General features: G+C 70.6%; 12 protein-coding genes. 6 read left to right on the top strand and 6 right to left on the bottom strand.

Annotated features, from left to right (window positions below):
• Positions 1-12 precede the first annotated feature (12 nt).
• Positions 13-3,420 carry an AAA family ATPase gene (locus ACIOKD_RS40885; protein WP_402093502.1) on the bottom strand — a complete coding sequence of 1,136 codons (3,408 nt, stop codon included), beginning with the start codon at positions 3,418-3,420 and terminating at the stop codon, positions 13-15.
• 197 nt (positions 3,421-3,617) lie between these two features.
• On the opposite strand from ACIOKD_RS40885, the gene ACIOKD_RS40880 reads away from it, so the two are divergent.
• On the top strand, positions 3,618-6,590 hold the full coding sequence (locus tag ACIOKD_RS40880; RefSeq protein WP_402093501.1) for an AAA family ATPase: 2,973 nt from the start codon (positions 3,618-3,620) through the stop codon (positions 6,588-6,590).
• Positions 6,591-6,625: 35 nt separating this feature from the next.
• Here ACIOKD_RS40880 and ACIOKD_RS40875 read toward each other — a convergent pair whose 3' ends face one another.
• Complete coding sequence (locus ACIOKD_RS40875; RefSeq protein ID WP_402093500.1) at positions 6,626-7,516, bottom strand: hypothetical protein; 891 nt, start codon at positions 7,514-7,516, stop codon at positions 6,626-6,628.
• Positions 7,517-7,920: 404 nt separating this feature from the next.
• On the opposite strand from ACIOKD_RS40875, the gene ACIOKD_RS40870 reads away from it, so the two are divergent.
• The 3 genes from ACIOKD_RS40870 (at position 7,921) to ACIOKD_RS40860 (ending at position 11,568) form a co-directional block, all read left to right on the top strand.
• A complete protein-coding gene (locus ACIOKD_RS40870; protein WP_402093499.1) occupies positions 7,921-8,616 on the top strand; it encodes a response regulator transcription factor in 696 nt (231 codons plus the stop codon).
• 418 nt (positions 8,617-9,034) lie between these two features.
• Positions 9,035-10,054: an oxygenase MpaB family protein gene (locus ACIOKD_RS40865; RefSeq protein WP_402093497.1), complete on the top strand. Its 1,020-nt coding sequence runs from the start codon at positions 9,035-9,037 to the stop codon at positions 10,052-10,054.
• Positions 10,051-11,568 (top strand): aldehyde dehydrogenase family protein, encoded by a 1,518-nt coding sequence (locus ACIOKD_RS40860; RefSeq protein WP_402093496.1) that lies wholly within the window; start codon positions 10,051-10,053, stop codon positions 11,566-11,568. Before ACIOKD_RS40865 ends, ACIOKD_RS40860 begins: the two co-directional genes overlap by 4 nt.
• A gap of 30 nt (positions 11,569-11,598) precedes the next feature.
• Here ACIOKD_RS40860 and ACIOKD_RS40855 read toward each other — a convergent pair whose 3' ends face one another.
• Positions 11,599-12,225: a TetR/AcrR family transcriptional regulator gene (locus ACIOKD_RS40855; RefSeq protein WP_402093494.1), complete on the bottom strand. Its 627-nt coding sequence runs from the start codon at positions 12,223-12,225 to the stop codon at positions 11,599-11,601.
• Between the two features lie 90 nt (positions 12,226-12,315).
• Here ACIOKD_RS40855 and ACIOKD_RS40850 point away from each other — a divergent pair, with 90 nt between their 5' ends.
• A complete protein-coding gene (locus ACIOKD_RS40850) occupies positions 12,316-13,455 on the top strand; it encodes an acyl-CoA dehydrogenase family protein (protein WP_402093492.1) in 1,140 nt (379 codons plus the stop codon).
• A 105-nt stretch (positions 13,456-13,560) separates the two neighbouring features.
• Here the strand turns inward: ACIOKD_RS40850 and ACIOKD_RS40845 are convergent, their stop codons facing one another.
• Together ACIOKD_RS40845 and ACIOKD_RS40840 are read right to left on the bottom strand one after the other, a co-directional pair.
• Positions 13,561-15,669 (bottom strand): AMP-dependent synthetase/ligase, encoded by a 2,109-nt coding sequence (locus tag ACIOKD_RS40845; protein ID WP_402093491.1) that lies wholly within the window; start codon positions 15,667-15,669, stop codon positions 13,561-13,563.
• Positions 15,666-16,691 (bottom strand): LLM class F420-dependent oxidoreductase, encoded by a 1,026-nt coding sequence (locus ACIOKD_RS40840; protein WP_402093489.1) that lies wholly within the window; start codon positions 16,689-16,691, stop codon positions 15,666-15,668. The genes ACIOKD_RS40845 and ACIOKD_RS40840 overlap by 4 nt, the downstream gene beginning before the upstream one ends.
• Before the next feature lie 336 nt (positions 16,692-17,027).
• Between ACIOKD_RS40840 and ACIOKD_RS40835 the strand changes: the two genes are divergently transcribed.
• Positions 17,028-17,834, top strand: a complete 807-nt coding sequence (locus ACIOKD_RS40835; protein WP_402093487.1) for a TetR/AcrR family transcriptional regulator — start codon at positions 17,028-17,030, stop codon at positions 17,832-17,834.
• Between the two features lie 262 nt (positions 17,835-18,096).
• Here ACIOKD_RS40835 and ACIOKD_RS40830 read toward each other — a convergent pair whose 3' ends face one another.
• A complete protein-coding gene (locus tag ACIOKD_RS40830) occupies positions 18,097-25,293 on the bottom strand; it encodes a hypothetical protein (RefSeq protein WP_402093485.1) in 7,197 nt (2,398 codons plus the stop codon).
• Positions 25,294-25,320: the final 27 nt, after the last annotated feature.

Raw genomic sequence — 25,320 nt, 5'->3', positions numbered from 1 at the left:
ACAACCGCGTACTCATCCCTGTTCGGCCGCGCCTTTGTGGACGCGGTAGTCGGTGAGCACGGCGGTGACCACTTCGGTGCGGGACCGCAGCCCGGTGCGGGCGAACAGCCGGGTCAGCCGGTTGGCGACCGCGTCCTCGCTGAGGCGCAGCACCGTGGCGATCTGGCGGTTGGTGAGTCCTTCGGCGATCAGGGTGGCGAGCAGTTGTTCGTTCTCGGCGGTGGCCTGTCGGCGCCCCGGGACGGTGGTTCCGGCCTCGCGCATGGCGGTCCTGGTGTGGAAGCGGGGCAGTGCGGCGCCGGTCTCGCCGAACAGTTCGTACGCCTCGTGCAGCAGTGCGGGCGGGCCCGCGCCCGCGTCCGCGGCGGCGACGAGGGTCACTGCCGTCTCGAACGGCTGACTGCGGGAGCGGGCCAGTTCCACCGCCTCGCGCAGGTTGTCGTGGACGGTGCCGAAATCGTCCGGACCGACCTGGCGGGCCTGCCCGTCTTGGCCGACCTGACCGACCTGGCCCTCTTGGCCGTCTTGGCCGTCTTGGCCGTCTTGGCGCAGGACGGCGGCCGACGCCAGCAGATACCTCAGCCGTGTCCGCGCGTCACCCGTGCGGTCGGAGATCCGTCGCAGGTGTCGCAGGCAGATCGCCGCCTCACCCGTACGTCCTTCCTCCGCGTGCGTCTCGGCGAGTGCGGCCCACAGTTCGCCGGTGCCGGCGATCTGTCCGCGGACCGCTGCCGCGTCCAGGCCGCGGCGCAGTACCTTCTCGGCGCCGGCCGGATCGCCGAGGGCCCGCAGCAACTCCGACTCGACGGCGTCCAGTGAGTACTCCAGCGGGCCCTCCCCATGGCCGCGCGCCGCGTTCCCGCGCACGCTGTCGAGGAGGCGGCGGGCGCTGGTGGGGCGGCCCCGGGACAGCAGGACGGCGGCGGTCCGCGCCGGGATCAGATGGCTGTCCGCCGCGGGGGTGCTCGTCTGCTTGTGCGCCAGCATCCAGCGGGCCGACTCCAGTGCCTCGTCCCAGCGGCCCTGGAGATGGCGCCACAGGAACAGGCTGCGCGGGGCCAGCAGGTCGGCTGTCAGACCCTGTGCGTCCAGCAGGGTTTCGGCCGCGCGCAGGTCCCGGCCGCTGAGCAGCTCGTCGAACATGGCGGTGGCGAGCGCGTGGACGTGACCGGTGTCGAGGTACGACGCCTCCGGGAAGGCCAGTGACCCCCGGAAGCGTTCCGGCCGGCCCAGTGCCAGTTCCGTCACGGCTCGGAAATAGGCGGGCTTCACCCGGGCGTGGGCGTCGGTGGTCCACACGGGCTCGGTCCGTGACAGCAGGTCCAGTACCTCCTGCCACCTCTCCAACTGGCTCAGGGCCAGCGCGCGGCCGGTCACGGCGGCCGGGCCGGGCAGCCGCAGCTCGTCCCACCATCGCGCCGTGGCCAGCCGGGACAGGGCCCGCCAGTCCAGGTCGTTGGCCGTCGCCGCCGTGAACAGGCTGGCGGTGTCCTGCAGCGCCCGGGGGTCGAGGACGTCCGCCAGGTTGCGCAGGATCGACTCCGCGATGGTGCGGGCGGTGTGGTGGTCGCCGGCGTTGTAGGCGGCCTTGGCGTACCGGTGCAGGGCCGCGACCCGGTCGGCCGGCCGCTCGACGAGATGGCCGGCCGCCCGGCACCACCGGAGCACTCCCCTCCCCTCGGCGTCGGGATGCAGTCTCTGCGCGGCGGCCGTCAGTTCGGCGACCGCGCGGTCGAGGTCGACGAGCGATCCGGCTTCCGCGACCCGGTCCGCGAGGTAGGCCACCGCGTCCGCCTCGTCCGGCAGGGCCACGGCCGCCGGTCTTCGCGGGTGCGGAGTGACGCCCTCCGGGCTCACCGCGTCCTGCTCCGCCCACAGCGCCTCCACCGCGGTGGCGGACAGCCGACTGCGCTCCAACGGCCCCAGCCGCTCCCGAACGGCATGCGCCACGAGCGGCAGCCGAAACCGCCGGCCGCGCGGGGTGATGTCGTCGGGGGCGGGGAGGCTGACGTCCCGGGGGGTGGGAGCGGCGGCGTAGGGGCCGAGGGCGGCCGACTCGGACCCGAGGTCGTCGGCGTCGCCAGGTGTGGGGGCAGCGGCGTCGCCGGATGTGGGAGTGGCGGCGTGAGGCCCGGGAACGGTTGAGCTGGGCCCGGGAACGGTTGCGTCAGGCCCGAGAACGGTTGCGTCAGGCCCGAGAACGGTTGCGCCGGGCCCGGGAACGGTTGCGTCAGGCCCGGGAACGGTTGCGTCAGGCCCGAGGGCCGCAGCCTCGTCGGCCCTGGAGGCGGTTGGGCCGTCAGGGGCCCGGGCGTCGGTGTCGGCGCGCAGGGGGGAGTCGGCGTCGTCCGGCGCCGGCAGGTCCTCGGCGATCTCCGCGTCGATCAGGGCGCGCAGTGCGTCGCTCACCACGTCCGTGGACAGGCCGGTCGACTCCGCGATCAGCCGCGCGGCCCGCCCGCCGAGCGGCCACAGGATGCTCAGTGCCCCGGCCACCGTGCGGCACGGCTCACCCAGCGCGTCCAGCGCCGTCATGAACCTGTCGCTGTCCGACAGCACCGGTGTCGGTCTCCTCGCACCGACGAAGGCGTGGCCGTCGGCCACCCTGATCGCGCCCTGCCGCGTCCACCCGGTGAGCAGCGCGTCGACCGCGCCGGGAACCCCGACGGTGAGTTCCCGCACCCGCCGGGCCAGCGTCGTGTCGGGCGTGGCCCGCAGCCGGCGTGCCACCACCGTGGTGGTCTCCTCCGGTCCGAGCCGGGACAGGACGACCGTGTGGGTCCCCCCGACGGTGGCCCACGCGGTCGCCCGGCGGCCCTCGTCGGTCCCGCCCGCGCTCGGCCCACCGCTGCCCACTTCCGAGACCAACAGCCGGACGGTGGGCGGCACTCGCGCGAAGTCGGTCTCCCGGAGCACGGCCAGCGAACCGGCGTCGGCATGCTGGATGTCGTCCATCACCACGACCACGGGCGCGGGTACGGGCGCGAGCACGGGGTGCGCGAGAGCGGCGCGCAGCAGTCCCGCCATGGCCGTCCCGTCACGCTGCTCGGCCGCCCGCAGGGCCTCGGTGGCCGGCCGCGTCGACCGTTGGTGTGCCGCTGCCGGGCGGTGCTCCTCCAACGCCATGATCAACCGCAGCGCCAGCAGAAACGGCCGTACGTCGTCGCCGGGAACGCAGCCCACGGCGAGCACGGCCGTCCCCTGCGCGCGCAGCAGTTCACCGGTCGCGCGCAGGAACTCGGTACGCCCCGCGCCCCGTTCACCGCGGACGCGCACCAGGCGTGGCCCGTCCGGATCGCTCAGCCGACCATGGACTTCGCCCAACTGTCTCTCGCGGCCCACCAGTCGGCCGGCGGTGCGGTCCAGGCTCACGGCCGTACCCCCGTGCAGCAGCCAGGGGGTTTCGGACGGAGCAGTCATGGCCCACCGCGCTCTCTTCGACGACATGTGCCGGGCGGGCGGTGACGCGCCCACGCGTGGAGAACGCCGTCGGCCGGCCCGCTGTCCGAGCCCTCGGCCGGCCACAGCCATTATGGTCATGTGCCAGTGGCCGTTTACATGTGGTCTGCTCCGCTGGTCTTCTCCGTCCGGCGAGTACCGGATCAGGAGGCGTGCACGTGCGTGACGGCGGACCTGTCATAGGCCGGGACGGCGAGATCAGGGAGGTGACCCGGACCCTGCTGTCCACCGGTGACCCGGCGCGCGTCCTGCTGGTCGTCGGCGCGGCCGGAACGGGCAAGACCGCCGTACTGGAACACGCTCGGCGAGCGGCGGTCGAGGAGGGCGCGAAAGTCCTGCGGCTGCGCTGTCACGACGGCGGGAGTACGCCCGGCGCCGCCGCCCTGGCCGACGGCGTCCACAGCGCGCTCACCAAGGTCCACAACCGCCGGAACACGGTCCGCATCAGCGGCTCCCGCCGTACATCGCACCAGCCACCTGGCCTGGAGAAGCAGGGCGAGTTGAGTCGGCTCGCCGTACTGCGGGAGGTACTCGCGGACACCGCCCGTGACACCCCTTTCGCGCTGGTGATCGACGACGTCGAGCGGCTGCCGTCGGCCACGGCCTCCGCCCTCGGCCTGCTCATACGTGTCTTCCGCCCGGCCGGCGTGCCGATGGTGATGGCCGGGCGACCGGCGCACCCGAAAGACGGTGCCGCCTTCCGACTGACGTCGGCCGCCGACCGGTTGCTCGAACTGCCGCCGCTGCGCCCCGCCGACGTCGAGGCCCTGATCGTGAGCGGGCTCGGCCGCCCGGTCGAGCCGGCACTGGTGACGGCGGTGCTGCGTGCGCTGGGACCGATGGCAGGCACCCCCGAGGCCGTACTGTCGGTGCTCGATTCGGTGGACGGGCGCGGCGGCTTCCTCGAACTCGGCGGCCGTGTCTGCCTGACCGAGCCGGAGCAGGCCCTGCGGCTCAGCACGGACGTGGCACAGCTGAGGCGGCTCTGCTGGCCCGGCGCGCCACCGGACGCCGCCGACCTGGACGCGGCCGCCGCGGTGGCCCGCGCCCTGGAACACGCCGAGATACGGTTCGACGATCTGCACCGGCTGAAGCCGGGAGGCCCCCGGCGGGCCGGCCTCGTCGACCGGGCCCTGACACCGCTGGTCGGGGACGGAATCCTGACGGTGGACGAGGACGGCCGGGCGTCGTTCGCCGTCCCGGCGCTCGCGGCGGCGCTGCGCGCCCTGCCCACCCACCACGACGTGTCGTCGTTGCACGCCCTGATCACCAGGTCGCTGAGCGACCGGCTCGGCGCACGCACCGCAGGGGGTGGCTATCCCCGCCTCGCCGACCATGTGAGCGCCGCCGGGGCCGAGTTGGACGACGCACTGGCGGTGGACGTGCTGCTCGCGGCGGCCCGTACGGACGCCAGATCCGACTGGCCGCGGTCGGTCCGGGCCTACTCCTCGGCGCTGGGACGCCTGACTCCGTACGACCGCAGGACGCCCGGTGTGCTGTACGAGTCCGCCGAGCTGAGCCTGCGCCATGCCGACCATCCCGGTGCGTTGGCCCTGGGCGAACCGCTGCTCGCCTGTCTGGACGCGTCACCCGCCGAGCGGGACAGGGACGGGAGCGGGGACGGAGACGGAGACGGGGGCGGAGACGGGGGCGGAGACCGGAACGAGGCCGGAGACCGGGACGAGGGCGAAGGCCGGGACGAGGGCGAAGGCCGGGACGAGGACCGGGACCGTCTGGTGTACGTCACCGAAGTGTGGGCTCTGGCGGCGCTGCACGAGCACCGGTTGCCGTACTCCAATGGCTCCGGCACCCGGGACACCGGTGTCCCGGAACACCTGGCCGCCGTGGAGGGATACGCGGCGCCGGCCGATCCGTACGGGATCGGCCGGGGCGCACGCCGTCCGGAAGGCGGGGCTCGCCCGACCGTGCGTCACCCGATCGCCGACCGTCGCCCCGGATCCGGGCCGCTGCCCTCGCCCGCGGAACTCCGGTTGCTGGCCGCCGCCGCGGGCGGGCGCGCCGAGCTGCTGGAGGCACTGGGCGCCCTGCCGCCGGAAGCGAACGGCGCGCACATGACGGACCGGCTGCGGCACGCGGCCACCCACGCTGACCTCGCCGACGCCCTGGCCGCCGTGCTCGGCGACCGCTACACGGGGGCGGGGGACAGCACCGCCGCGCGCTACCACACCATGGTGTGCTCCTATCTGGAGGGCGACTGGGACCAGGCTCTCTCGGCCGCCCGTCGGATCGAGGCACGCAGCCGGACCCGTGGCACGGAAGCCGCCCCCGCACAGTGCGCCCGCGCGCTGGCCGCCGAGATCCACTGCGCCCGCGGGGAGTTGGGGCACGCCCGGGCATGGCTGGAGCTGATTCCCGACGGTGTGGCCCACCCGCTCGTCGCCTGGGCCAGGATGAGTCTGCGGTACTGGTCGGGCCAGGTGGCGGAGGCGCTGGAGGGAGCGCGCGAGGACGTACGGCGGGCTCGTGGGAGCGGACTGCTGGCGGGCATCGAGAAGGTGCTGCTGCGGTATCTGTCGTACGCCCTGCTGGAGGGTATGCCGCAGGCCATGCGTCGGACGCTGGGTGAACTGGAGGCGCTCCATGAGGAAGTGGGCTCTGCCATGACGCGCGAGACGGTGCTGCTGGGCCGGGGGCTGGTGCACGGAGAGGTGGACGGCGCGCGGGCCGCCCTGCGGTCGGTGGACCGGCGGGGTGATGTGTACATGGGCCTGCTCTGCCGGCTGTGCCTGGTGGAGATCGGCGACGACTCCGACCGGCGGCTGGCCGAGGCCTCGTACCTCGCGCAGTCGCTGGGGATCGGGCGCGCCACCCGTACGACACTGGGTCACATGGCGCGGCGCCGCAGTCTCGTACTGCCGAGACTGCGGCCGGCCAGGGAGCGGTTGAGCGAGGCGGACGTCAGGCTGACCGTGCTGGTCAGCGACGGGGCGACCAACCGGCAGATCGCGGCGCGGCTGGCGTCGAGCGAGAAGACCGTGGAGCGGCGGCTGACGCAGCTGTTCCAGCGCACCGGTTGCCGCTCCCGGGCGGAGCTGGCCGCGGCCTGGCTGGACGGCAGCCTCGCCGACCGCGGTCTGGTGCCGGACGGAGTGCCCGGCACCGCCCAGTAACCGACCTGTCAGGCCGGTCAGGCCGGTCAGGCCGGTCAGGAGAAGCGTGCGGTGTGGGTGTCGACGAGGACACCCAGGCGGCCGGTGTCCAAGGAGCCGTCGGTGTTGACTCCGATGTGCCATTCCGCGTCGGTGATCCAGCCGAGTACCAGGAGCGCGTCGGTCTCGCGCAGCGGGGCGTTGGTCCATCTCTCGTCGCGGAACTGGGCGGCGGTGACCACGAAGAGACGGCGGGCGTGCGTTCCGCCGGCCGTCGCCCCTTCGGACGTCCCGCCGTCCTTGTGGGCCAGGGCCTCCTCCCGGGTGGCCGCGGGGTACAGCCGGGCCGACCGCGTACCCAGTCCGTCGGTCACCGGAGGGGTGGTCGCCGAACCCACCAGGACGACCGTGGCGACGTGCCCGACCGGCCCCGAGACGACTTCGGTGATGAGGGCCTGCGCCAGACGCAGCACCTCGTGGTCGTCACCTGTCAGGGCGATCGGCCCCGACAACTGCGCGAGGTCGACCAGCACCCTGTCTCCCCTGTGCATGCCGAGGGTGACGGTCAGGGAGTACGGATGCGTGGGCCCGCCACCGGAGGTGCCGGTCGCGCGCAGGCTCGCCGGGTCCAGCGACCACTCCTTGCCCGAGACGTCCGACGTCCACGGCGAGGGCGCCGCCGCGTCGGCTTGCGCGAGCTGCACGGTGAGCCGCTGTCCCGAGTGGAGGACGCTCTGTACCTCGGGCAGTCGGCGCCCGTCCCGCGCACGCCCCTCGGCCAGGGCCTGCAGCCCCAGGGCGACGGTCTCCAGCACCTTCCGGTCGGCGCCCGGCCCCGCGTTACGCACCTGTCCGGGGGAGGAACCGAGTTTCCGCCGGGTCAGTGCGGCAGCGGCTCCGAGCAGCACCAGGCCGAGCACCACGAACAGGACAAGGGACACGATCATGGGACTACCTTTGTTGCTAGAAGTGCCAGGAGTTGCGGGGCGTTGCCAGGAGCGGCCAGGAGTGGTCACGGGCCGCACGGCATCCCGCACGCACGCTCCGGCAACCGGAGTGCGTCGGAACGCGCTCTCTCTCCATCGTCGTGCGGCCGGCTCCCCCGGTGAAGCCGTCCTCGCGAACCTTGCCGTTCCGTACAGGAAGTTCTTGCGCGCCTCCGGCTGAGCCGCCTTGTGCCAGGCCTACTTGAGCAGGGCGGCCGCGTACTCGCGCCAGGTTTCCCTCGGTTGTGGGACCTTGGGCCCTCGGCACGGCTGTCCGGTCCCCGCGGGTGGCAGCATCAGCTTCCTGAACCACCTGGACGACCACATTCCTCATGGGCGACCACAGGCGCGACGCGGGAGGGCCCATGCCCCAGCAGGTACTCACCGAGACCGTGCGCGTGGCGATCCACGCGCCCGCGCCCCTGGTCCGTGCCGGACTGGCCGGCTTCGTCGCCCTGGACCCGCGTCTGCACGAGCTGCCGCGGGACAGGATCCGCGAGGCCGACGCGATCGTGGTCGCGGTGGAGGTGGCGGACGCCTTGGCACTGGACCTGCTCCCCCACCTGAGCGACGAACCCGACGCACGCTTCGTCGTGGTCGTGGGCAAGCAGTGGCGGGCCGACCCGGCAGCGGCACGGGAGCGGGGCGTACGCGCCGTCGTGTGGTGGGACTTCTGCAGCCCGGACGTCTTCGCCCGGACCGTGCGAGCGGTGGCGGGCAGCGACGGGAGCGCTCCCACGCCCTCTCCTGCGCCCACACTCCCGCCCGCACGTCAGGCACCTCACGTCGAGCGCACGGGCCAGCACCTCGCCACCGCCACCGCCACCGCGACCGCCACCGCGACCGCGACCACCCGCGCCCGGACCACGCCCAGGCTGAACTCCCGCGAGGTGGACGTGCTGCGCCTGATCGCGGAGGGAAAGCAGTGCGACGAGATCGCGATCGAGCTCTCCTATTCCGAACGCACGGTGAGATACATCCTGTACGGGGCGATGAAGCGCACCCGGACCCGCAACCGCGCGCACGCCGTGTCCTATGCGATAAGGGCCGGACTGATCTGATCGCCGTACCGCCCCGGCGTGGCGTCCCGACAGCCGCGGCGCCGTCAACTCCGTTGCCTGCCTCGCGGGTTGGTCCGGTGAGGTGTGCGTACCGGTGCGGTCATGACACCTCCGCGTCTCCGTTGTGTCGGAAGTATTGACGCACCTTGTGAAACAAGGCAATAGTTTTTGTATCTTCGACTCATCAAGGGCCGCGGATGGCCGCTGAGATCGGCGCCGAGTGCGCGTCGTCGCTGTCGGCCCTGCGGAAGGGACTTCCCATGCGCGCCGGCTACGCCCAGGAAGGACTGACCGGCCGGTCTCGGACGACTACACCGTCCGGCTCGCCGGCTCCCCGACCATCCCCGTCGTCGACGCCGAGAGCGTGAACTTCGCCGATCTGAAAGTACACAGCAGGCACCGATAGGAGATCCCGCCCATGGGCCGCTACAGCCGGCTCCACCGCATCGAGCGGATGGACCCGCGGCAGGACTACGAAGAGATCTTCCGCCTCATCACCGAGTACGAGTTCCCCTGGGACTACCTCCAGGGCGTCTCGGTCGCCTTCCTGCGCGACTACGGCGTGCCCCGCATATCCCGACTCCTCGACCACAGCCAGGAGTTCGAGCGCGCCGGACAGAAGCGGTACGACGACACCGTACTGATCGCCCACGAACTGGTGCGCGACGGCATGGACTCCGAGCGGGGCAGGGCCGCCGTCCGCCATCTCAACCGGATCCACGGCCGCTACCGCATAGCCAACGAGGACTATCTCTACGTCCTGGCCACCACCGTCGTCGGTCCCAAGCGGTGGATCGACCGGTTCGGCTGGCGGCCGTTGTCCCCGCCGGAGACAGAGAGCCTCGCGCTGGTCGGGCGGCGGATGGGCGAGATGATGGGTCTCGTCGAACTACCCGTCGACTACGCGGACTTCGCCCGCCTCCACGACGACTACGAGCAGCGGATGTTCGCCTACGACCCGGCCAACCGGCGGGTCGCGGCGGCCACGTTGCGGGTCGTCACCCAGTGGTACCCCGACTGGCTGAGGCCGTTGGTGGTGCGCGCCTCACTCGCCGTCCTCGACGACTCGCTGCTCACCGCGCTGGGCTTGCCCTCTCAGCCACGCCGGGTGCGGACCGCGACCCACCGCGCTCTGCGGGCCCGGGCCGCCCTCATGCGCCGGATGCCGCCCCGGCCCACTGGGCGCCCGTACCGGCCCAGGCCCCGCACCTACCCCTTCGGCTGGACGCTGGACGACCTCGGTCCGCACTGGGCCCACTCCAGGCCGCTGCGACCGCTGCCGGACGAGGACGACCGGAGCCTCGTACCCGAGGGCGACACCAGCCTCGTACACGCGGACGGCGACGACGGTGAACCGGCGGCGGCTTCCCCCTCCGACGCGAACGGACACCGCACCCCACCGGCCGGTGGCGGTCCCACACACCAGGAGTTTCGATGACCGGCACGGACCAGGACGCGGCGACCCGCCCCGCCACCTTCACCGTCCGCTCCCCCGCCACCGGCGATCCCGTCGGCGAGCACCCGGTCCACGGTCCGGGGGAGGTGGTTCGCGCCGTGGAACGGGCGCGGACCGCCGCGACCGGGTGGGCCGCGCTTTCCGCGGCGCAGCGACGCGCGCACCTGCTGCGCTGGAAACGCGAGTTGGCGTCCTCGCTCGACGCCGTCGCAGGGACGATCGCCGCGGAGACGGGCAAGCCGCACAGTGACGCGGTACTGGAAGTCGTCCTCACTCTGGAGCACCTGAACTGGGCGGCCCGCAACGCCGACCGGGTGCTGCGACGGCGGCGCGTACGCAGCGGCCTCCTCGCGGCCAACCAGCGGGCCCACGTGGTCCATCGGCCGCTCGGCGTGATCGGGGTGATCGGCCCGTGGAACTACCCCCTCTACACGCCCATGGGTTCCATCGGTTACGCGCTGGCCGCCGGCAACGCCGTGGTGTTCAAGCCGTCCGAGCACACCCCCGGTACGGGCGTACTGCTGGCCGAACTCCTGGCTTCGGCCGTACCCGAACACGCCGGCCTGCTCACCACCGTGACCGGCGCGGCGGCGACGGGCGAGGCACTGGCAGGGGCGGACGTCGACAAGGTGGCGTTCACCGGCTCCCCCGGCACGGCGCGCAAGGTGATGGCGGTGTGCGCGCGGTCGCTGACACCCTTCCTCGCCGAGTGCGGTGGCAAGGACGCGACGATCGTCACGGTCGACGCCGACCTCGACGCGGCGGCCGACGCCATCGTGTGGGGCGCGATGAGCAACGCCGGTCAGACCTGCGCGGGCGTCGAACGCGTCTACGTCGTACGGGAGGTGTACGCCCCACTGTGCCGCAAGGTGGTCGAGCGGGCCGGTGCTCTGCCGGTCGGTCCCGTGCCGGACGCCGTCTACGGTCCGATGACGATGCCGGCCCAGACGGCCGTCGTCCGGCGGCACGTGGAAGAGGCGCTGGCGGGCGGTGCGCGTGCCCTGCTCGGCGACGCGGCCTCGATCTCGGTCTCGGCCTCCGGGGCGTTCGTCACGCCGGTCGTCCTGGCCGACGTACCGGAGGAGTCGGCGGCGATGACCGAGGAGACGTTCGGGCCTGTCGTGGCGATCAACGCGGTGGCGAGCACGGACGAGGCGGTGCGGCGCGCCAACGCCTCGCCCTATGCGCTGGCCGCCTCGGTGTTCTGCCACGACCGGCGGGCCGGCGCCGCGATCGCGGCGCGGCTGCGGGCGGGAGCGGTGTCCGTCAACTCCGTACTCGGCTTCGCAGGTGTCCCGGCCCTGCCGTTCGGCGGTTCCGGGGAGTCCGGCTTCGGACGGATCCACGGCGCGGACGGGCTGCGGGCGTTCGCCGCGCCCCAGTCGGTCACCGTGCAGCGCTTCGCCCCGCCGGTGAACCTGACCTCCTTCAGCACTCCCGCGAACGCCCGCGAACGCGCGGTCGCGGTGGCGAAGTGGCTGCACCGGCACCACTGACGGCCCGGAAGGTCCTGGCGACGCGGGCCGTCAGGCGTTCAGGAGCGGGGCGAGGTAGCGGCGGGCGAAGGCGCGGGCCTGGTCCTCGTCCTCCATCTCGATGCAGCTCGACGGGTTCAGCAGGAAGGAGACGGCGACGCGGACCATGAGTTCGGCGACCGGCCGGGGGTCGGATTCACCGCGCCCTTCGACCTGTTGGGCACGCCGCAGATGTGCGGTCAGGTAGTCGCAGGTGGCCTCCAGCGAGGGGCCTCCCTGGACGGTCAGGTAGGGCAGCACCACCTCGGGTTCGAGGCGCAGCAGGCCGCCGAAGAGCGGGTGGGCCCTGGTGTGGCGCAGGGCCACCACGAAGCCTTCGACGACCCGTTCCTCCATGGTCGGCAGGGCCGCCACCGCGGTGTCGAGTTGCTGGAAGAACCTGCTGCCCTCGCGCAGCAGGCAGGCCTCGACCAGTCCGTCCTTGGTCTGGAAGCGGCGGTAGACCGTGACCCTGGAGACCCCGGCCCGTTTGGCCACGTCGTCCATGGAGGAGCGGCGCAGGCCGAACGTCGTGAACTGTTCCAGTGCGGCGTCCAGGATGCGCCGCGCCACCTTTTCCTCCGTCTCGGGCCGGGCGATGGCCCGGGCGAGCAGGGAGTCGTTCGCAGAAGTCGTCATGGTGCTGCTCACGATACCGCCCGAGATCCACCGAAGAGACTATGAGACAACTACCATTTCTTTGTAACCATCCGGAACCCGGAGGACCTCATGGGCAGTCGACTCACCCCGGAACAGTCCGACTTCGTCGCGGCGGTCCGCGACTTCGCCAAACGCGAGTGCGGCACGCGTGACCAGCGGGACGCGCTGACCGGGGACGGCCGCGACCGGCACCATCCGGGTCTCTACGGCAGGCTCGCCGGACTCGGCTGGCTCGGGGTGTGCCTGCCCGAGGAGTACGGCGGTTCCGGCGGCGGACTGGCCGACGCCTGTCTGTTCCTTGAGGAGACGTCGTACGGGATGATCCCGGCGGGCGGCTTCGTCACCAGCGTCATCACCGCCAAGGCCTACGAACGGTTCGGCACCGAACGGCAGAAGCGGGAGGTGCTCACGGGTGTCGGGCGGGGCAGGGTCCTCGCGATCGCGATGTCCGAGCCCGCCGCCGGCTCCGACGTGGGGGCGCTCACGTGCCGCGCCCGGCGCGGCCCCGACGGCGACTGGCTGATCGACGGGCAGAAGACGTGGATCTCCAACGCCCACATCGCCGACAGCATCCTGCTCGTGGCCCGGACCTCCGGGGACAAGCACGCCGGCCTCACCATGTTCCACGTCCCGGTGGATACACCCGGTGTGGAGATCCGGGGCATCGAGACCATGGGCGGGCGCGAGGTGAACGACGTCCACCTCACCGGCGTACGGCTGCCCGCCGACGCGGTCGTCGGCGAGGTCGACAACGGCTGGCGGCAGTTGATGGCCGGCCTCAACCACGAGCGGCTCTTCCTGGCCGCCGGCATGCTCGGCCTGGCCCGCCGCGCGTTTGACGACGCCGTGGGATACGTACGCGAGCGTGAGCAGTTCGGCCGTCCCGTCGGCTCGTTCCAGGCCATGCGCCACCGGATCGCCGACCTCGCCACGGAGATCGAGTGCACCCGTCTGCTGGTGCGCGAGGTCGCCCTGGACTGCGACGCCGAACCGGACCGGCTGTTCCCGCGCGAGGCGTCCATGGCCAAGCTCAAGGCCACCGAGACGGCCAAGCGGGCGGCCCTGGAAGGTATGCAGATGATGGGCGGCTACGGCTACGCCACCGAGTACGACATGGAACGCCATCTGCGCGCCGCGGTCGTCTCCACCGTCTACGGCGGTACGAGCGAGATCCAGCGGGACGTGATCGGCAAGACCTACGGGCTCTAGGCACTTCTCCTGGATCAGCCCGGGTCCGCGGACACCGGCGAACGGCGGGCGCCCCACCTCTTCGCGAAGTGGGGCGCCCGCCGTTACGCACGTCCGGCCCGGACGTCAGTCCTCGTACAACTCCCCCAGCGCGACGCCGTGCTTCTCCCGGATGACGCGGCGCTTCATCTTCAGCGACGGGGTCAGCTCCCCCGTGGCTGGGCCCCACTCCTCCGCGAGCAGCCGATAGCGCTTGACCTGCTCGGTGCGGTTCAGGCGCGCGTTGGCCGCCGTCACGGCCCGGTCCACCTCCTCCCGTACGGCCGGATGTGCCGCCAGGGACGCCATGGCCTCGGGGCCGGTGTCCTTGTCGATGCCGTGCGCCCGGGCCCAGGCGGGGGCCGTCTCCGCGTCGAGCACCAGCAGGGCCACGAGATAGGAGCGGTTGTCGCCGTGCACCAGGGCCTGACCGATCAGTGGATGCTCCTTGAGGGCGTTCTCCACCAGCGCCGGGGAGACGTTCTTCCCCGTCGACGTGACGATCATTTCCTTCTTGCGGTCGGTGAGCCACAGATAGCCGTCCTCGTCGAGACGGCCGATGTCACCCGTCTGCAGCCAGCCCTCCTCGTCCACCACCGGCCGCACCGTGCCGTCCTCGCGCAGATAGCCGGAGAACACGGTCGAGCCGCGCACCTCGATCTCACCGTCCCCTGCGACCCGGACCTCCACCGACGAGACGGGGCGCCCCACCGAACCCAGCCGGAAACCGGTGCGCGGGCTGTTGGTGGTCGCCACTCCGGTGGTCTCCGTGAGCCCCCACGCGTCCATGATCACGATGCCGAATCCGGCCCAGAACCGCACCACGTCGATCGATATGGGGGCCGAGGCGCTGGCCGCCCAGTTGATCCGGTCCAGGCCGCCCGCGGCCAGCAACGGCAGCAGGACCTCGGCCCGTTGCCGGGCGTAGGCCTCTTCGAGTTCGGCGGGCGGTCGCTCGCCCCGTTCCCGGTACCCGACATGCTCCCGGGCCACCCGGGTGGCCTCCTCGATCGCCGACTGCTGTTCGGCCGGCAGCAGCGGCAGCACGGCCCGGACGGCGGCCGCGAGCTTCTCCCAGACGCGCGGCACCCCGAAGAACTGGGCCGGGCGCACCTTGCGCACGATCTCGGCCACGCCTGTCGGGTCGGCACACAGATGGACGTGCGAGGCGCGGTGACAGGGCAGGTAGATGCCGAGCATCCGTTCGGCGATGTGCGCGAAGGGGAGGTAGCAGATGTGCTCGACGTGCGGGGGCAGTTCGACCACCTCGTCCAGTGCCGACGCGTTGGCCAGCACATGGCGGTGGTTCAGGACGACGCCCTTGGGTTCACCGGTGGTGCCCGAGGTGTAGACGACCGTCAGCGGGTCTTCGGGGCGTGCGGCGTCCAGGGCCTTCTCGAACCGCTCCGGAACCGGCTCGCGTCCCAGGGCGGCATAGGGGAGGTGGCTGCCCTCCGCGCCGGACTCCACCACGACGATCCGGTCCAGCGGGACTCCCCCGTCCGTCAACAGGGGCTCCCACAGCGCCACTTGAGGGGCCCCCTCGACGACGGCGACCCGGGCCCGGCAGTTGCGGGCGATGTGGGCGACCTGCTCGGGGGCGGAGGTGCCGTAGACGGTGACGGGTACAGCGCCGAGGCGCACCAGCGCCAGGTCGGAGAGCCAGTGTTCGGGCCGGTTGGCCATCATGAGCAGCACGTGGTCGCCGCGGCCGACGCCGAGCGCCGCGTAGCCCGCCGCGAGGCGGGTGGTGTGCTCGCGGACCTGCGCCCAGGTCAGCGTCACCCAGCCGCCGCCGTCCGGCCCGGGGCTGTCCGGTTCACGGACGGCCGATTCACGGACGGCCGGTCCGGAGCCGGCCGGTTCGTCGCTGTCCGATCCGGTGCCGGCCGGGTCGCGGACGGCCGATCCGGTGCCGCCCGGTCCGGTGCCGACCGGGTCGCGGACGTCCGATCCGGTGCCGGCCGATCCGGTGCCGGCCGATCCGGTGCCGGCCGATCCGGTGCCGGCCGATCCGGTGCCGGCCGATCCGGTGCCGGCCGATCCGGTGCCGGCCTGGTCGTCGCCGTCCAGACCGGTGCCGCCCGGCCCCCGCCAGGAGAGGGCGGGCAGGTCGGCGTACAGACGCGCGTTGCGTTCCAGCAGCAGCGGCAGGGTCTGTTCGGCGGGGGGTCGTGCTGAGCGTTCGGTTGTCACAGCCACTCCTTGACGCGCTCCACCAGACGGGCGGGTTCGGGTCCCACGGGCGTCACATTGAGCATGGTGACGCCCGACTCCCGGAACGCCTCGACACGGTCCCGCACATAACCCTCGGGTCCGGCCAGGCTGACCAGTTCGCACAGTTCGGCCGGGACGGCGGCCTCCGCGTCCTTCTTGCGGCCCGCCAGGAAGTGCTCCTGGATCGCGGCGGCCTCCGCCTCGTAGCCATAGGAGCACACGAGGTCGTGGTAGAAGTTGCGGCCCGGTGCGCCCATGCCGCCGACGTACAGCGCGATGGTCGGCCGCATCAGATCACGCACCGCCTCCGCGTCCTCCCTGATGGCCAGGAGACCTCCGGCCACCACCGACAGGGGGCCGAGGGCCGGGTCGCGCAGAGCGGCGCCCTGCGCGAGGGATCCGCCCCACACCTTGGCCGCGTGCTCGGGTACGTAGAGGAACGGCAGCCAGCCGTCGGCGATCTCGGCGGTCATCCGGACGTTCGCGGGGCCGAGGGCGGCCACATACACCGGGATGTCGTCGCGCACGGGGCGGGTCAGCAGCTTCAGCGGCTTGCCGAGCGTGCCGCCCTTCTCCGGCGAGAGGGGCATCTCGGTGATGCCGCGATGCTCGATCACCTCGCGGCGCCAGATGCGGCGCGCCAGTTCGATCGTCTCGCGGGTACGGCCGAGCGGCTTGTCGTAGGGGCGGCCGTGCCAGCCCTCGACGACCTGGGGTCCCGAGGCGCCTATGCCGAGAAGTGCGCGTCCGCCGGTGAGGGCGTCCAGTCCGGCGGCGGTCTGCGCGATCAGCGCGGGGGTGCGGGAGTAGACGTTGAGAACGGCCGAGCCGATCTTCATCCGGTCGGTCCTGGCGGCCAGATATCCCATGATCGTCGGGGAGTCGAAGCCGTAGGCCTCGGCGACCCAGACCGCGTCGAGACCGGCCGACTCCAGGGCGGCGGCCCGGTCCGCGGCGGTGCGCGGGTCTCCGGCGTAGGTCAGGGGGGTGGACAGGTGCATCAGTTGACGTCCTTGGCTGCGGGGTCGACACGGTCTCCGGTTCAACCAGACCGAGAACTTACTGAGCGTTCGCTAAGACAGTAGAAGCAGGCGACGGAGTGGTCAACGCCTCGGAGACATGAGATCGGCGGCTCGACTGATGGAGCACCAAGCGGGCAAGTGCCGTACACGCACGAGGATTCAGGTCAGGCATCCGGCGAGAGAACGAGTCCGCCGATGTCGATGCGTTCACACCCCTGAGCGGTCGATAAGTGGACTGTCCAAGCGCGGCGGCATACCGGCGGCATACCGCCGACATACGATGTCACTCGCCACCGAGCCATCCGAGGAGCCCTGTTGAGCAGCGAACCGAGCCGGGCCACCCTGTCTGGCGCGCAGCACTGGCGCTCGTACGGTCCGCTCGATCTGCACCCCATCCTCCTGCGCGCCATGGAGGCCTTCAACGAGCACGGCTACCACGGCACTTCGGTCCGGGACATAGCCACCCGGGTCGGCGTCACCGTGCCGGCGCTGTACTACCACTACGAGAACAAGCAGGCCCTGCTCACCACGCTGCTGGAGACGTCCATGAAAGACGTCCTGGACCGCTGCCGGGCGGCGGCGGCCGAGGCGGGCGACGAGCCGCTGCCACGCTTCTGCGCCATGGTGGAGTCGATCGTGCTCTACATGGCCAACCGCAAGGGCATGGCCTTCCTGGACACGGAGATCCGCAGCCTGGAGCCCGAGAACCGGGCCCGGTACGTGGCGCTGCGCGACTATCTGCAGCACATGCTGCTGGACACCGTCCGGGCCGGCATCCGCGAGGGCGCGTTCACCACACCGATCCCGGCCGACGCGGTGCGGGCGATCCTCATCATGTGCCAGGGCGTGGCCAACTGGTACCGCACGGACGGCCCCTTGACCGCCGAGGAGGTCGCCGAGCGGCACGTCCTGCTCAGCCTCGGGACGGTGGGGTATGCGGGGCTGCCCCTCAACGGCACCGACGAGGGGGGCGCCGACGCGGACGCGGACGGCGGAGGTCGCCTCGGTCGCGTTGACGGTATCGGTGGGACCGGTCGTGGGGCTGGCACCGGTCGCAGCGGTGGCTCCGGTGGCACACCGCGTCCGCAGGCCGTCCGGCGTACACCGCGCGCCGAGCGCTGAGCGCTGAGGAACGCCCTTGGCCGTCATGCCACGAGGTGGATGGCGGCAAACAGGCAGTATGCGGCCTCGACGGCATAGTGCGAGCGGAACGCGGTCCACCACTCGATGCCCGAACAGGACTCCGCCGATGCCCGCCTCGGCGCAGCAGGTGATGTTCCCGCCCGGGCCTTGCGGCGCGAGCGACCAGGTCGTGGACTTCGACTACGGGTACAGGTACGGGTGCAGGTGCAGGTACGGCTACAGGTACAGGTACAGGATGCGCTCAGGTCGTGTCGGCGTGCTGGATGCTGTCGCCGCTGTTGCCGATCGCGATGTACGTGCCGATGCGCCGGAAGTCGTTCATCACGCCGAACATGCTCTTGTTGGACGGCAGGAGGGCTCGGACGGAAGCTTCGTCGGCCAACCGGGCCAGCAGCATCTCCTTGTAGGCGTTGTAGACCCTCGCCGTGTAGTTGGGCTCCTTCGCCGCGTTCATCCGGTAGTCGTTGGTGAGCGCGATGGAGGCCAGGTCCATCAGATAGCAGTCGATCAGGTCCGTGACGTCCTGGGTCCGGGCCCCGTCCTCTCCCACGCGGGCGTCCTCCGCCAGGACACCGGCCATCTGCAGGACGATGTCACGGTAGATCCGGTGCCGGGTGCTGCTGGGGTAGGCGGCCATGATGTGGTCGGCCTGACCCGCGCCCTCGGTGTTCATGGTGCGCGGCGCCGCCAGATCCCCCAGGCCCGGTACCGCCAGCGGTACGCCCTGGAACATCTCCTCCTCGTCGGGGATGTCCCGGTTCCGGGAGGCGAGGGGGTGCAGGCCGATCTCGTGGGCCAGCATCCCCATGATGTGACCGATGCCGTACTTCTCGAAGTAGTAGCTGGCCAGGTTGATGTCGACACCGGCGTCACCGCGGTCCGTCACGTCCGCCGGGGTCTCCGTCGTCCGCACATGCAAGGTGATGCGGACGCGACGGTCACCGACGTACTCCTTGATGGTGTCGTGCTTCCGGAGCAGATCGATGATGCGGATCGCCTTGTCGCGGTATCTCTCGTTCGTGTGCTTCAGGTTGGTGAACTCGAAGTTCCCCGAGGAAAAGGGGGCGTAGAGCGTTGTCGGTTGGCCTGGCGCCGTGTTCGGGTCCTGCTGCATGCGGGCCGGGACTTCGGCGCCGTCCGCGCCTTCGGCCGGGCGGGGCAGGGAGACCGGGTCCACCCAGACCGCCTCGCGGAGGATCCCGTCGATCCCCTTACGGGCCTCGTCCCAGGTCTGCGCGATGTCCTGCTCCTCCGGCTGAGTCCGCTCCGGCTTGTGGCTGACGTCACCGATCAGCGCGCTCAGCAGAGCCAGGTGCCGTCCGCGGATCCCGCCCGAAGCGAGCGAGGAGTCCTCGGGGTCGGCGTTCAGGTCACCCAGCAGACTGCCCGGGATGTGCGGGCGGTGCGGGGCGTCGGCATCCCGGTACTCGTCCCGCAAGCCGAGCTGATGGGTCAGCTCATGCACCAACTGCACCGGGTCGGCATCCGCCCACCACGTGTTCTGGTCCATGGCGCGGTCCCGGCCCACCAAGTCCACCGTCAGGTGCGGAGACTGCGAGGGAACAACCGGCTCGACGGTTACGTGCAGCAGGTCGCCGTTGGGGAGCCGATGACCGGGCTCGTTGAGGAACTCATGGACTCCTGCCGAGAGTTGCTCGAAGGCGTGCGCCACCTGTGCGTCCGTACCCCGCATCCCGATGCGAACCGTGAGGTCCGTGATCTGTTCGCCCTGGTACGAGAGCCGCCGGACGTCGAAGCCCGACCGCACCACGAACCGCGACCGGGTGTCACGCGGGCCCACCAACTGCGGTGTACCGGCCAGAGCTTGTTCGATACTCTCCCGGATCTGCTCACCGCTGTCGGCCGCTCGCGAAAGCCGGGGGCGGGCCTCGCCCGTAGGGAGGGGCTGCTGAATGCTGTCACCGCGGTTGTTGGCCGCGAGGCTGGCGGCCAGCGTGGCGAAGTCCCGTACGACGCCGAACATCCCCTTGTCGGCGGGCAACAGGGCACGGGCGGGACTGTCCGTGGCCATGCGCGCGGCGAACAGCGCCTTGTAGGCGTTGTAGACCTTGGCCGTGTTACCTGGTTCCTTGGCCGCGTTCATCCGGTAGTCACTGGTGATCGCGATGGAGGCGAGGTCCATGAGGTAGGTGTCGATCAGGTCGGTGGCGTCCTTGGCCTTGGCACCCTCCGCGCCGGCCTGCGCGGCCTCGGCCAGCATGTCTGCCATCTTCAGCACGATGTCGCGGTAGATCCCGTGCCGTGTACTGCTGGGGAACGCGGCCATGATGTGGTCGGCCTGACCCGCGCTGTCGGTGTTCATCGTGCGCGGGGTCCGCAGGTCGCCCAGCCCTGGCACCGGCAGGGGGATGCCTCGGAACATCGCCTCCTCGTCGGGGATGTCCCGGTTCCGGGAGGCGAGCGGGTGCAGGCCGATCTCGTGCGCCAGCATCCCCATGATGTAACCGATGTCGTACTTTTCGAAGTAGTAGCTCGCGAGGTTGATCTGGACGCCGTCGTCACCCAGGTCCCGTACGTCCGCCGGGGTCTCCGTCGTCCGCACGTGCAAGGTGATACGAACGGGACGGTCGCCGACATAGGCACTGATCGTCGGGTGGTCCCGCAGCAGTTCGATGACGCGGACGGCCTTGTCGCGGTACTTCTCCTCCGTGTGCTTCAGATTGGTGAACTCGAACTTCCCCGACCTGAAGGGGGTGAGGGTCGGTTCAGCGGCGGCGGCAGCAGCGGTTGTGGTGGTGGCCGGTGTCGCGGTCGGGTCCTGCGGCATGCGGGCCGGGACGTCGGTGACCGCCGTGTCGTCGGTGGACGGTCGGGGCAAGGAGACCGGATCGACCCAGACCGCTTCACGACGGACCTTGCTGGCGCCCTCACGCACCTCGTCCCAGGTCTGCTCACTGTCCTCCCGCGCGCCTCGCTCCGAGGACCGCGGAGTCACATCCCCGATCAGCGCACCCAGCAGCGCCAGGTGCCGCCCCCGCAGACCGCCGGCAGCCAACGAGAAGTCCTCGGGGTCTGCGTTCAGGTCACCCAGCAGACTGCCCGGGATATGCGGGCGATGCGGCGCATCGGCATCCCGGTACTCATCCCGAAGACCGAGCTGATGGGTCAGCTCATGCACCAACTGCACCGGATCGGCATCCGCCCACCACGTGACCTGATCCATCGCCTGATCGCGGCCCACCAAGTCCACCGTCAGATGCGGGGACTTCGAAACATCGACCAGCTCGACGGTCACATGCAGCAGATCACCGTTGGGCAGCCGGTGGCCGGGGTTGTTGAGGAACTCATGCACGCCATTGCGGAGTCGCGTGACGACGTGGGCGTTCTGCCCGTCCCCGCCACCACGCATCGCGATACGGACCGTGAGGTCGGTGACGGGATCGCCGTCATAGGTGAACCGCCGCGCGTCGAAATCAGAACGCACCACGAACCGGGGCCGCTTGTCACGCGGCCGACTGGCACGCGGCCCCCTCGACGACGTGGTGTCCGACGGCCCGCTCCGTGGCCCTGACTCGGTACCGCCCGGCGAAAGCCGGGGGCGCGTTTCGCCGGTTTCGGTGCTGCTCGGCACCGGCGTGCTGGTCTGGATGCTGTCGCCCTGGTTGTTGAAGGCCACGCTGCTGCCCAGACCGAAGAAGTTGCTCGTGACGTTGTACCAGCTCTTGTCGGACGGGAGCAGGCTCCGTACGGGGCTGTCCTGTGCGAGCTGCGCGGCGAACTGCTCCTTGTAGGCGTTGTAGACCTTCGCGGTGTAGCGCGGCTCCCAGGCCGCGTCCTTGCGCTTGTCGTTGGTGAGCGCGATCGTGGCGAGATCCATGAGGTAGGTGTCGATCAGGTCCGTGACGTCCTTGGCCTTGGCACCCTCCTCCCCCGTACGCGCCTCCTCCGCCAGCACATCAGCCATCCTCAGCACGATGTCGCGGTAGATCCGGTGCCGGGTGCTGCTGGGGAAGGCGGCCATGATGTGGTCGGCCTGCCCCGCACCCTGGGTGTTCATGGTCCGTGGCGGAGTCAGGTGCGCCAGCCCTGGAACAGTCAGCGGCACCCCGGCGAACATCTCCTCCTCATCAGGAATGTTGCTGTCCCTGGAAGCGAGAGGGTGGAGACCGATCTCGTGGGCCAACATCCCCATGACATATCCGATGTCGTACTTCTCGAAGTAGTAGCTCGCGAGGTTGATGTCGACGCCGGCGTCACCACGGTCCGTCACGTCGGCCGGGGTCTCGGTCGTGCGCAGGTGGAGAGTGATCCGGACCGGACGGCCCCCGACGTAGTCACGGATCGTGTCGTGCTTCCGGAGCAACTCGATGATCCGGACGGCCTTGTCGCGGTACGCCTCGTTCGTGTGCTTCAGGTTGGTGAACTCGAAGTTCCCCGACTTGAAGGGGGTGAGGGTCGGCTCGACGGCGGTGGCGATCATCGGGGCCGGGGTTGCGTCGCTGTCGGACTGGGGCAGTCGGGGGCGGGCCTCCCCGGTATTGCCACCCCCGGTCGGCTCAGGAGCAGTCGGCCGCTGGATGCTGTCGCCCCGGTTGTTGGTTCCCACACTGGTGGCAAGCGCGGCGAAGTCACCCAGGACACCGAACCGACCCTTGTCCCCCGGCAGCAGAGCACGTACGGGACTGCCCTGGGCCATGTGCTCGGCCAACTGGACCTTGTAAGCGTTGTAGACCCTCGCCGTATACGCGGGGTCCCGCATCGCCCGCGCCCGGTGATCATTGGTCACCGCGATGGAAGCCAGGTCCATCAGGTAGGTGTCGAGGAGGTCGGTGACGTCCTTCGGCTTCGCACCCGCGACACCGACCCGCGCGTGCCGCGCAAGCACCTCCGCCATCTCCACCACGATGTCGCGATAGATGCCATGCCGGATGGTATGCGGGAACGCGGCCATGATGTGATCCGCCTGACCCGCGCCCTCGGTGTTCATGAAACGCGGCGTACTCAGCGTCTCCAGCCCCGGCACCATCAGGGGCATGCCCTGATACAGCTCCTCCTCCTCAGGAATCTTCGCGTTACCGGAAGCGAGAGGATGCAGACCGATCTCATGAGCCAGCATCCCCATGATGTAACCGATGTCGTACTTCTCGAAGTAATAACTCGCGAGATTGATCTCGACACCCGCGTCACCCAGATCACGCACATCCGCAGGAGATTCCGTCGTCCGCACACGCAGAGTGATCCGGACAGGACGACCCCCGACGTAAGACTTGATGGTGCTGTGCTCATCCAGCAACTCGACGATCCGAACCGCCTTGTCGACGTACCTGTCCGTCTGATTCAAGTTCGTGAACTCGAAATCACCCAACTTGAACGGACGGAGGACCGGCTCCGGCACGGCGGGCCCCGTACTCGTACCCGGGTCCGGATCCTGCTGCATGTGGGCCCGGACATCGGTGACCGCCGTTCCGTCGGTGGACGGTCGGGGCAGGGAGACCGGGTCGACCCAGACCGCTTCGCGACGGACCTTCTTGGCGCCCTCACGCACCTCGTCCCAGGTCTGCTCGGTGTCTACCTGCGCGCCTCGCTCCGAGGACCGCGGAGTCACGTCCCCGATCAACGCCCCCAGCAGGGCCAGGTGCCGCCCGCGAAGCCCACCGGCGGCCAGCGAGGAGTCCTCAGGAGCCGCGTTCAGGTCACCCAGCAGACTGCCCGCGATGTGCGGGCGGTGCGGGGCATCGGCATCCCGGTACTCATCCCGCAGACCGAGCTGATGGGTCAGCTCATGCACCAACTGCACCGGATCGGCATCCGCCCACCACGTGACCTGATCCATCACCCGGTCCCGGCCGGTCAGGTCCACCGTCAGATGCGGAGACTTCGAAGGGTCGACCAGTTCCACCGTCACGTGGAGCAAGTCACCGTTCGGGAGCCGGTAGCCGGGACTGTTCAAGAACTCACTGACACCCGCACCCAGTTGTGCGAAGGCATGGGCGTTCCACGCGTCCGCGCCGCCGCGCATCGCGATACGGACCGTGAGGTCGGTCACCGGATCGCCGTCATAGGTGAACCGCCGCGCATCGAAGCCCGACCGCACCACGAAACGGGGGCGCTTGTCCCGCGACCCTTGTGAACGCGGCGGGCCGACCGGTCCGGTGTTCGGCGCCGCATCCGTGCCGCTCCCGGTCAGTCGAGGGCGCGTTTCGCCGGTTTCGGTGCTGCTCGGCACCGGCGTGCTGGTCTGGATGCTGTCGCCCTGGTTGTTGAACGCGACGCTGCTGCCCAGGCCCAGGAAGTTGCTCGTGACGTTGTACCAGCTCTTGTCGGACGGGAGCAGGCTCCGTACGGGGCTGTCCTGTGCGAGCTGTGCGGCGAACTGCTCCTTGTAGGCGTTGTAGACCTTCGCGGTGTAGCGCGGCTCCCAGGCAGCGTCCTTGCGCTTGTCGTTGGTGAGCGCGATCGTGGCGAGATCCATGAGGTAGGTGTCGATCAGGTCCGTGACGTCCTTGGCCTTGGCACCCTCCTCCCCCGTACGCGCCTCCTCCGCCAGGTCATTGGCCATGCCGAGCACGATGTCCCGGTAGATCCGGTGCCTCGTACTGCTCGGGAACGCCGCCATGATGTGGTCGGCCTGCCCTGCGCCTTCAGTACTCATCGTGCGTGGCGTCTTCAGATCGGCCAAGCCCGGGACGGTCAGCGGCACTCCTGCGAACATCTCCTCCTCGTCGGGGATGTTCGTGTCCCGCGAGGCGAGGGGGTGCAGGCCGATCTCGTGGGCCAGCATGCCCATGATGTAGCCGATGTCGTACTTCTCGAAGTAGTAGCTCGCGAGGTTGATGTCGACGCCGGCGTCACCACGGTCCGTCACGTCGGCCGGGGTCTCGGTCGTGCGCAGGTGGAGAGTGATCCGGACCGGACGGCCCCCGACGTAGTCACGGATCGTGTCGTGCTTCCGCAGCAACTCGATGATCCGGACGGCCTTGTCGCGGTACGCCTCGTTCGTGTGCTTCAGGTTGGTGAACTCGAAGTTCCCCGACTTGAAGGGGGTGAGGGTCGGCTCGACGGCGGTGGGCGGCGTGCCATCGGTGTTGCTCTGGGGCAGTCGGGGGCGGGCCTCGCCGGTATTGCCACCCCCGGTCGATTCCGGAGCGGCCGGGCGCTGGATGCTGTCGCCGCGGTTGTTGGTTCCCACACTGGTGGCGAGCGCGGCGAAGTCACCCAGGACACCGAACCTGCCCTTGTCCCCCGGCAGCAGAGCACGTACGGGACTGCCCTGTGCCATGTGCTCGGCCAACTGGACCTTGTAAGCGTTGTAGACCCTCGCCGTATACGCGGGGTCCCTCATCGCCCGCGCCCGGTGATCATTGGTCACCGCGATGGAAGCCAGGTCCATCAGGTAGGTGTCGAGGAGATCGGTGACGTCCTTCGGCTTCGCACCCGCGACACCGACCCGCGCGTGCCGCGCAAGCACCTCCGCCATCTCCACCACGATGTCGCGATAGATGCC

Source organism: Streptomyces sp. NPDC087844, assembly GCF_044742785.1.
GTDB lineage: Bacteria > Actinomycetota > Actinomycetes > Streptomycetales > Streptomycetaceae > Streptomyces.
The sequence above is the reverse complement of the archived record's forward strand: the minus strand, read 5'-3'. Positions and strand labels throughout refer to the sequence as shown.

Coding starts and splice junctions, on each gene's coding strand:
- ACIOKD_RS40885 (WP_402093502.1), bottom strand. CDS start 3,420: ATGACTGCTCCGTCCGAAACCCCCTGGCTGCTGCACGGGGGTACGGCC.
- ACIOKD_RS40855 (WP_402093494.1), bottom strand. CDS start 12,225: ATGACGACTTCTGCGAACGACTCCCTGCTCGCCCGGGCCATCGCCCGG.
- ACIOKD_RS40865 (WP_402093497.1), top strand. CDS start 9,035: ATGGGCCGCTACAGCCGGCTCCACCGCATCGAGCGGATGGACCCGCGG.
- ACIOKD_RS40850 (WP_402093492.1), top strand. CDS start 12,316: ATGGGCAGTCGACTCACCCCGGAACAGTCCGACTTCGTCGCGGCGGTC.
- ACIOKD_RS40875 (WP_402093500.1), bottom strand. CDS start 7,516: ATGATCGTGTCCCTTGTCCTGTTCGTGGTGCTCGGCCTGGTGCTGCTC.
- ACIOKD_RS40870 (WP_402093499.1), top strand. CDS start 7,921: ATGCCCCAGCAGGTACTCACCGAGACCGTGCGCGTGGCGATCCACGCG.
- ACIOKD_RS40840 (WP_402093489.1), bottom strand. CDS start 16,691: ATGCACCTGTCCACCCCCCTGACCTACGCCGGAGACCCGCGCACCGCC.
- ACIOKD_RS40860 (WP_402093496.1), top strand. CDS start 10,051: ATGACCGGCACGGACCAGGACGCGGCGACCCGCCCCGCCACCTTCACC.
- ACIOKD_RS40830 (WP_402093485.1), bottom strand. CDS start 25,293: ATGGCGGAGGTGCTTGCGCGGCACGCGCGGGTCGGTGTCGCGGGTGCG.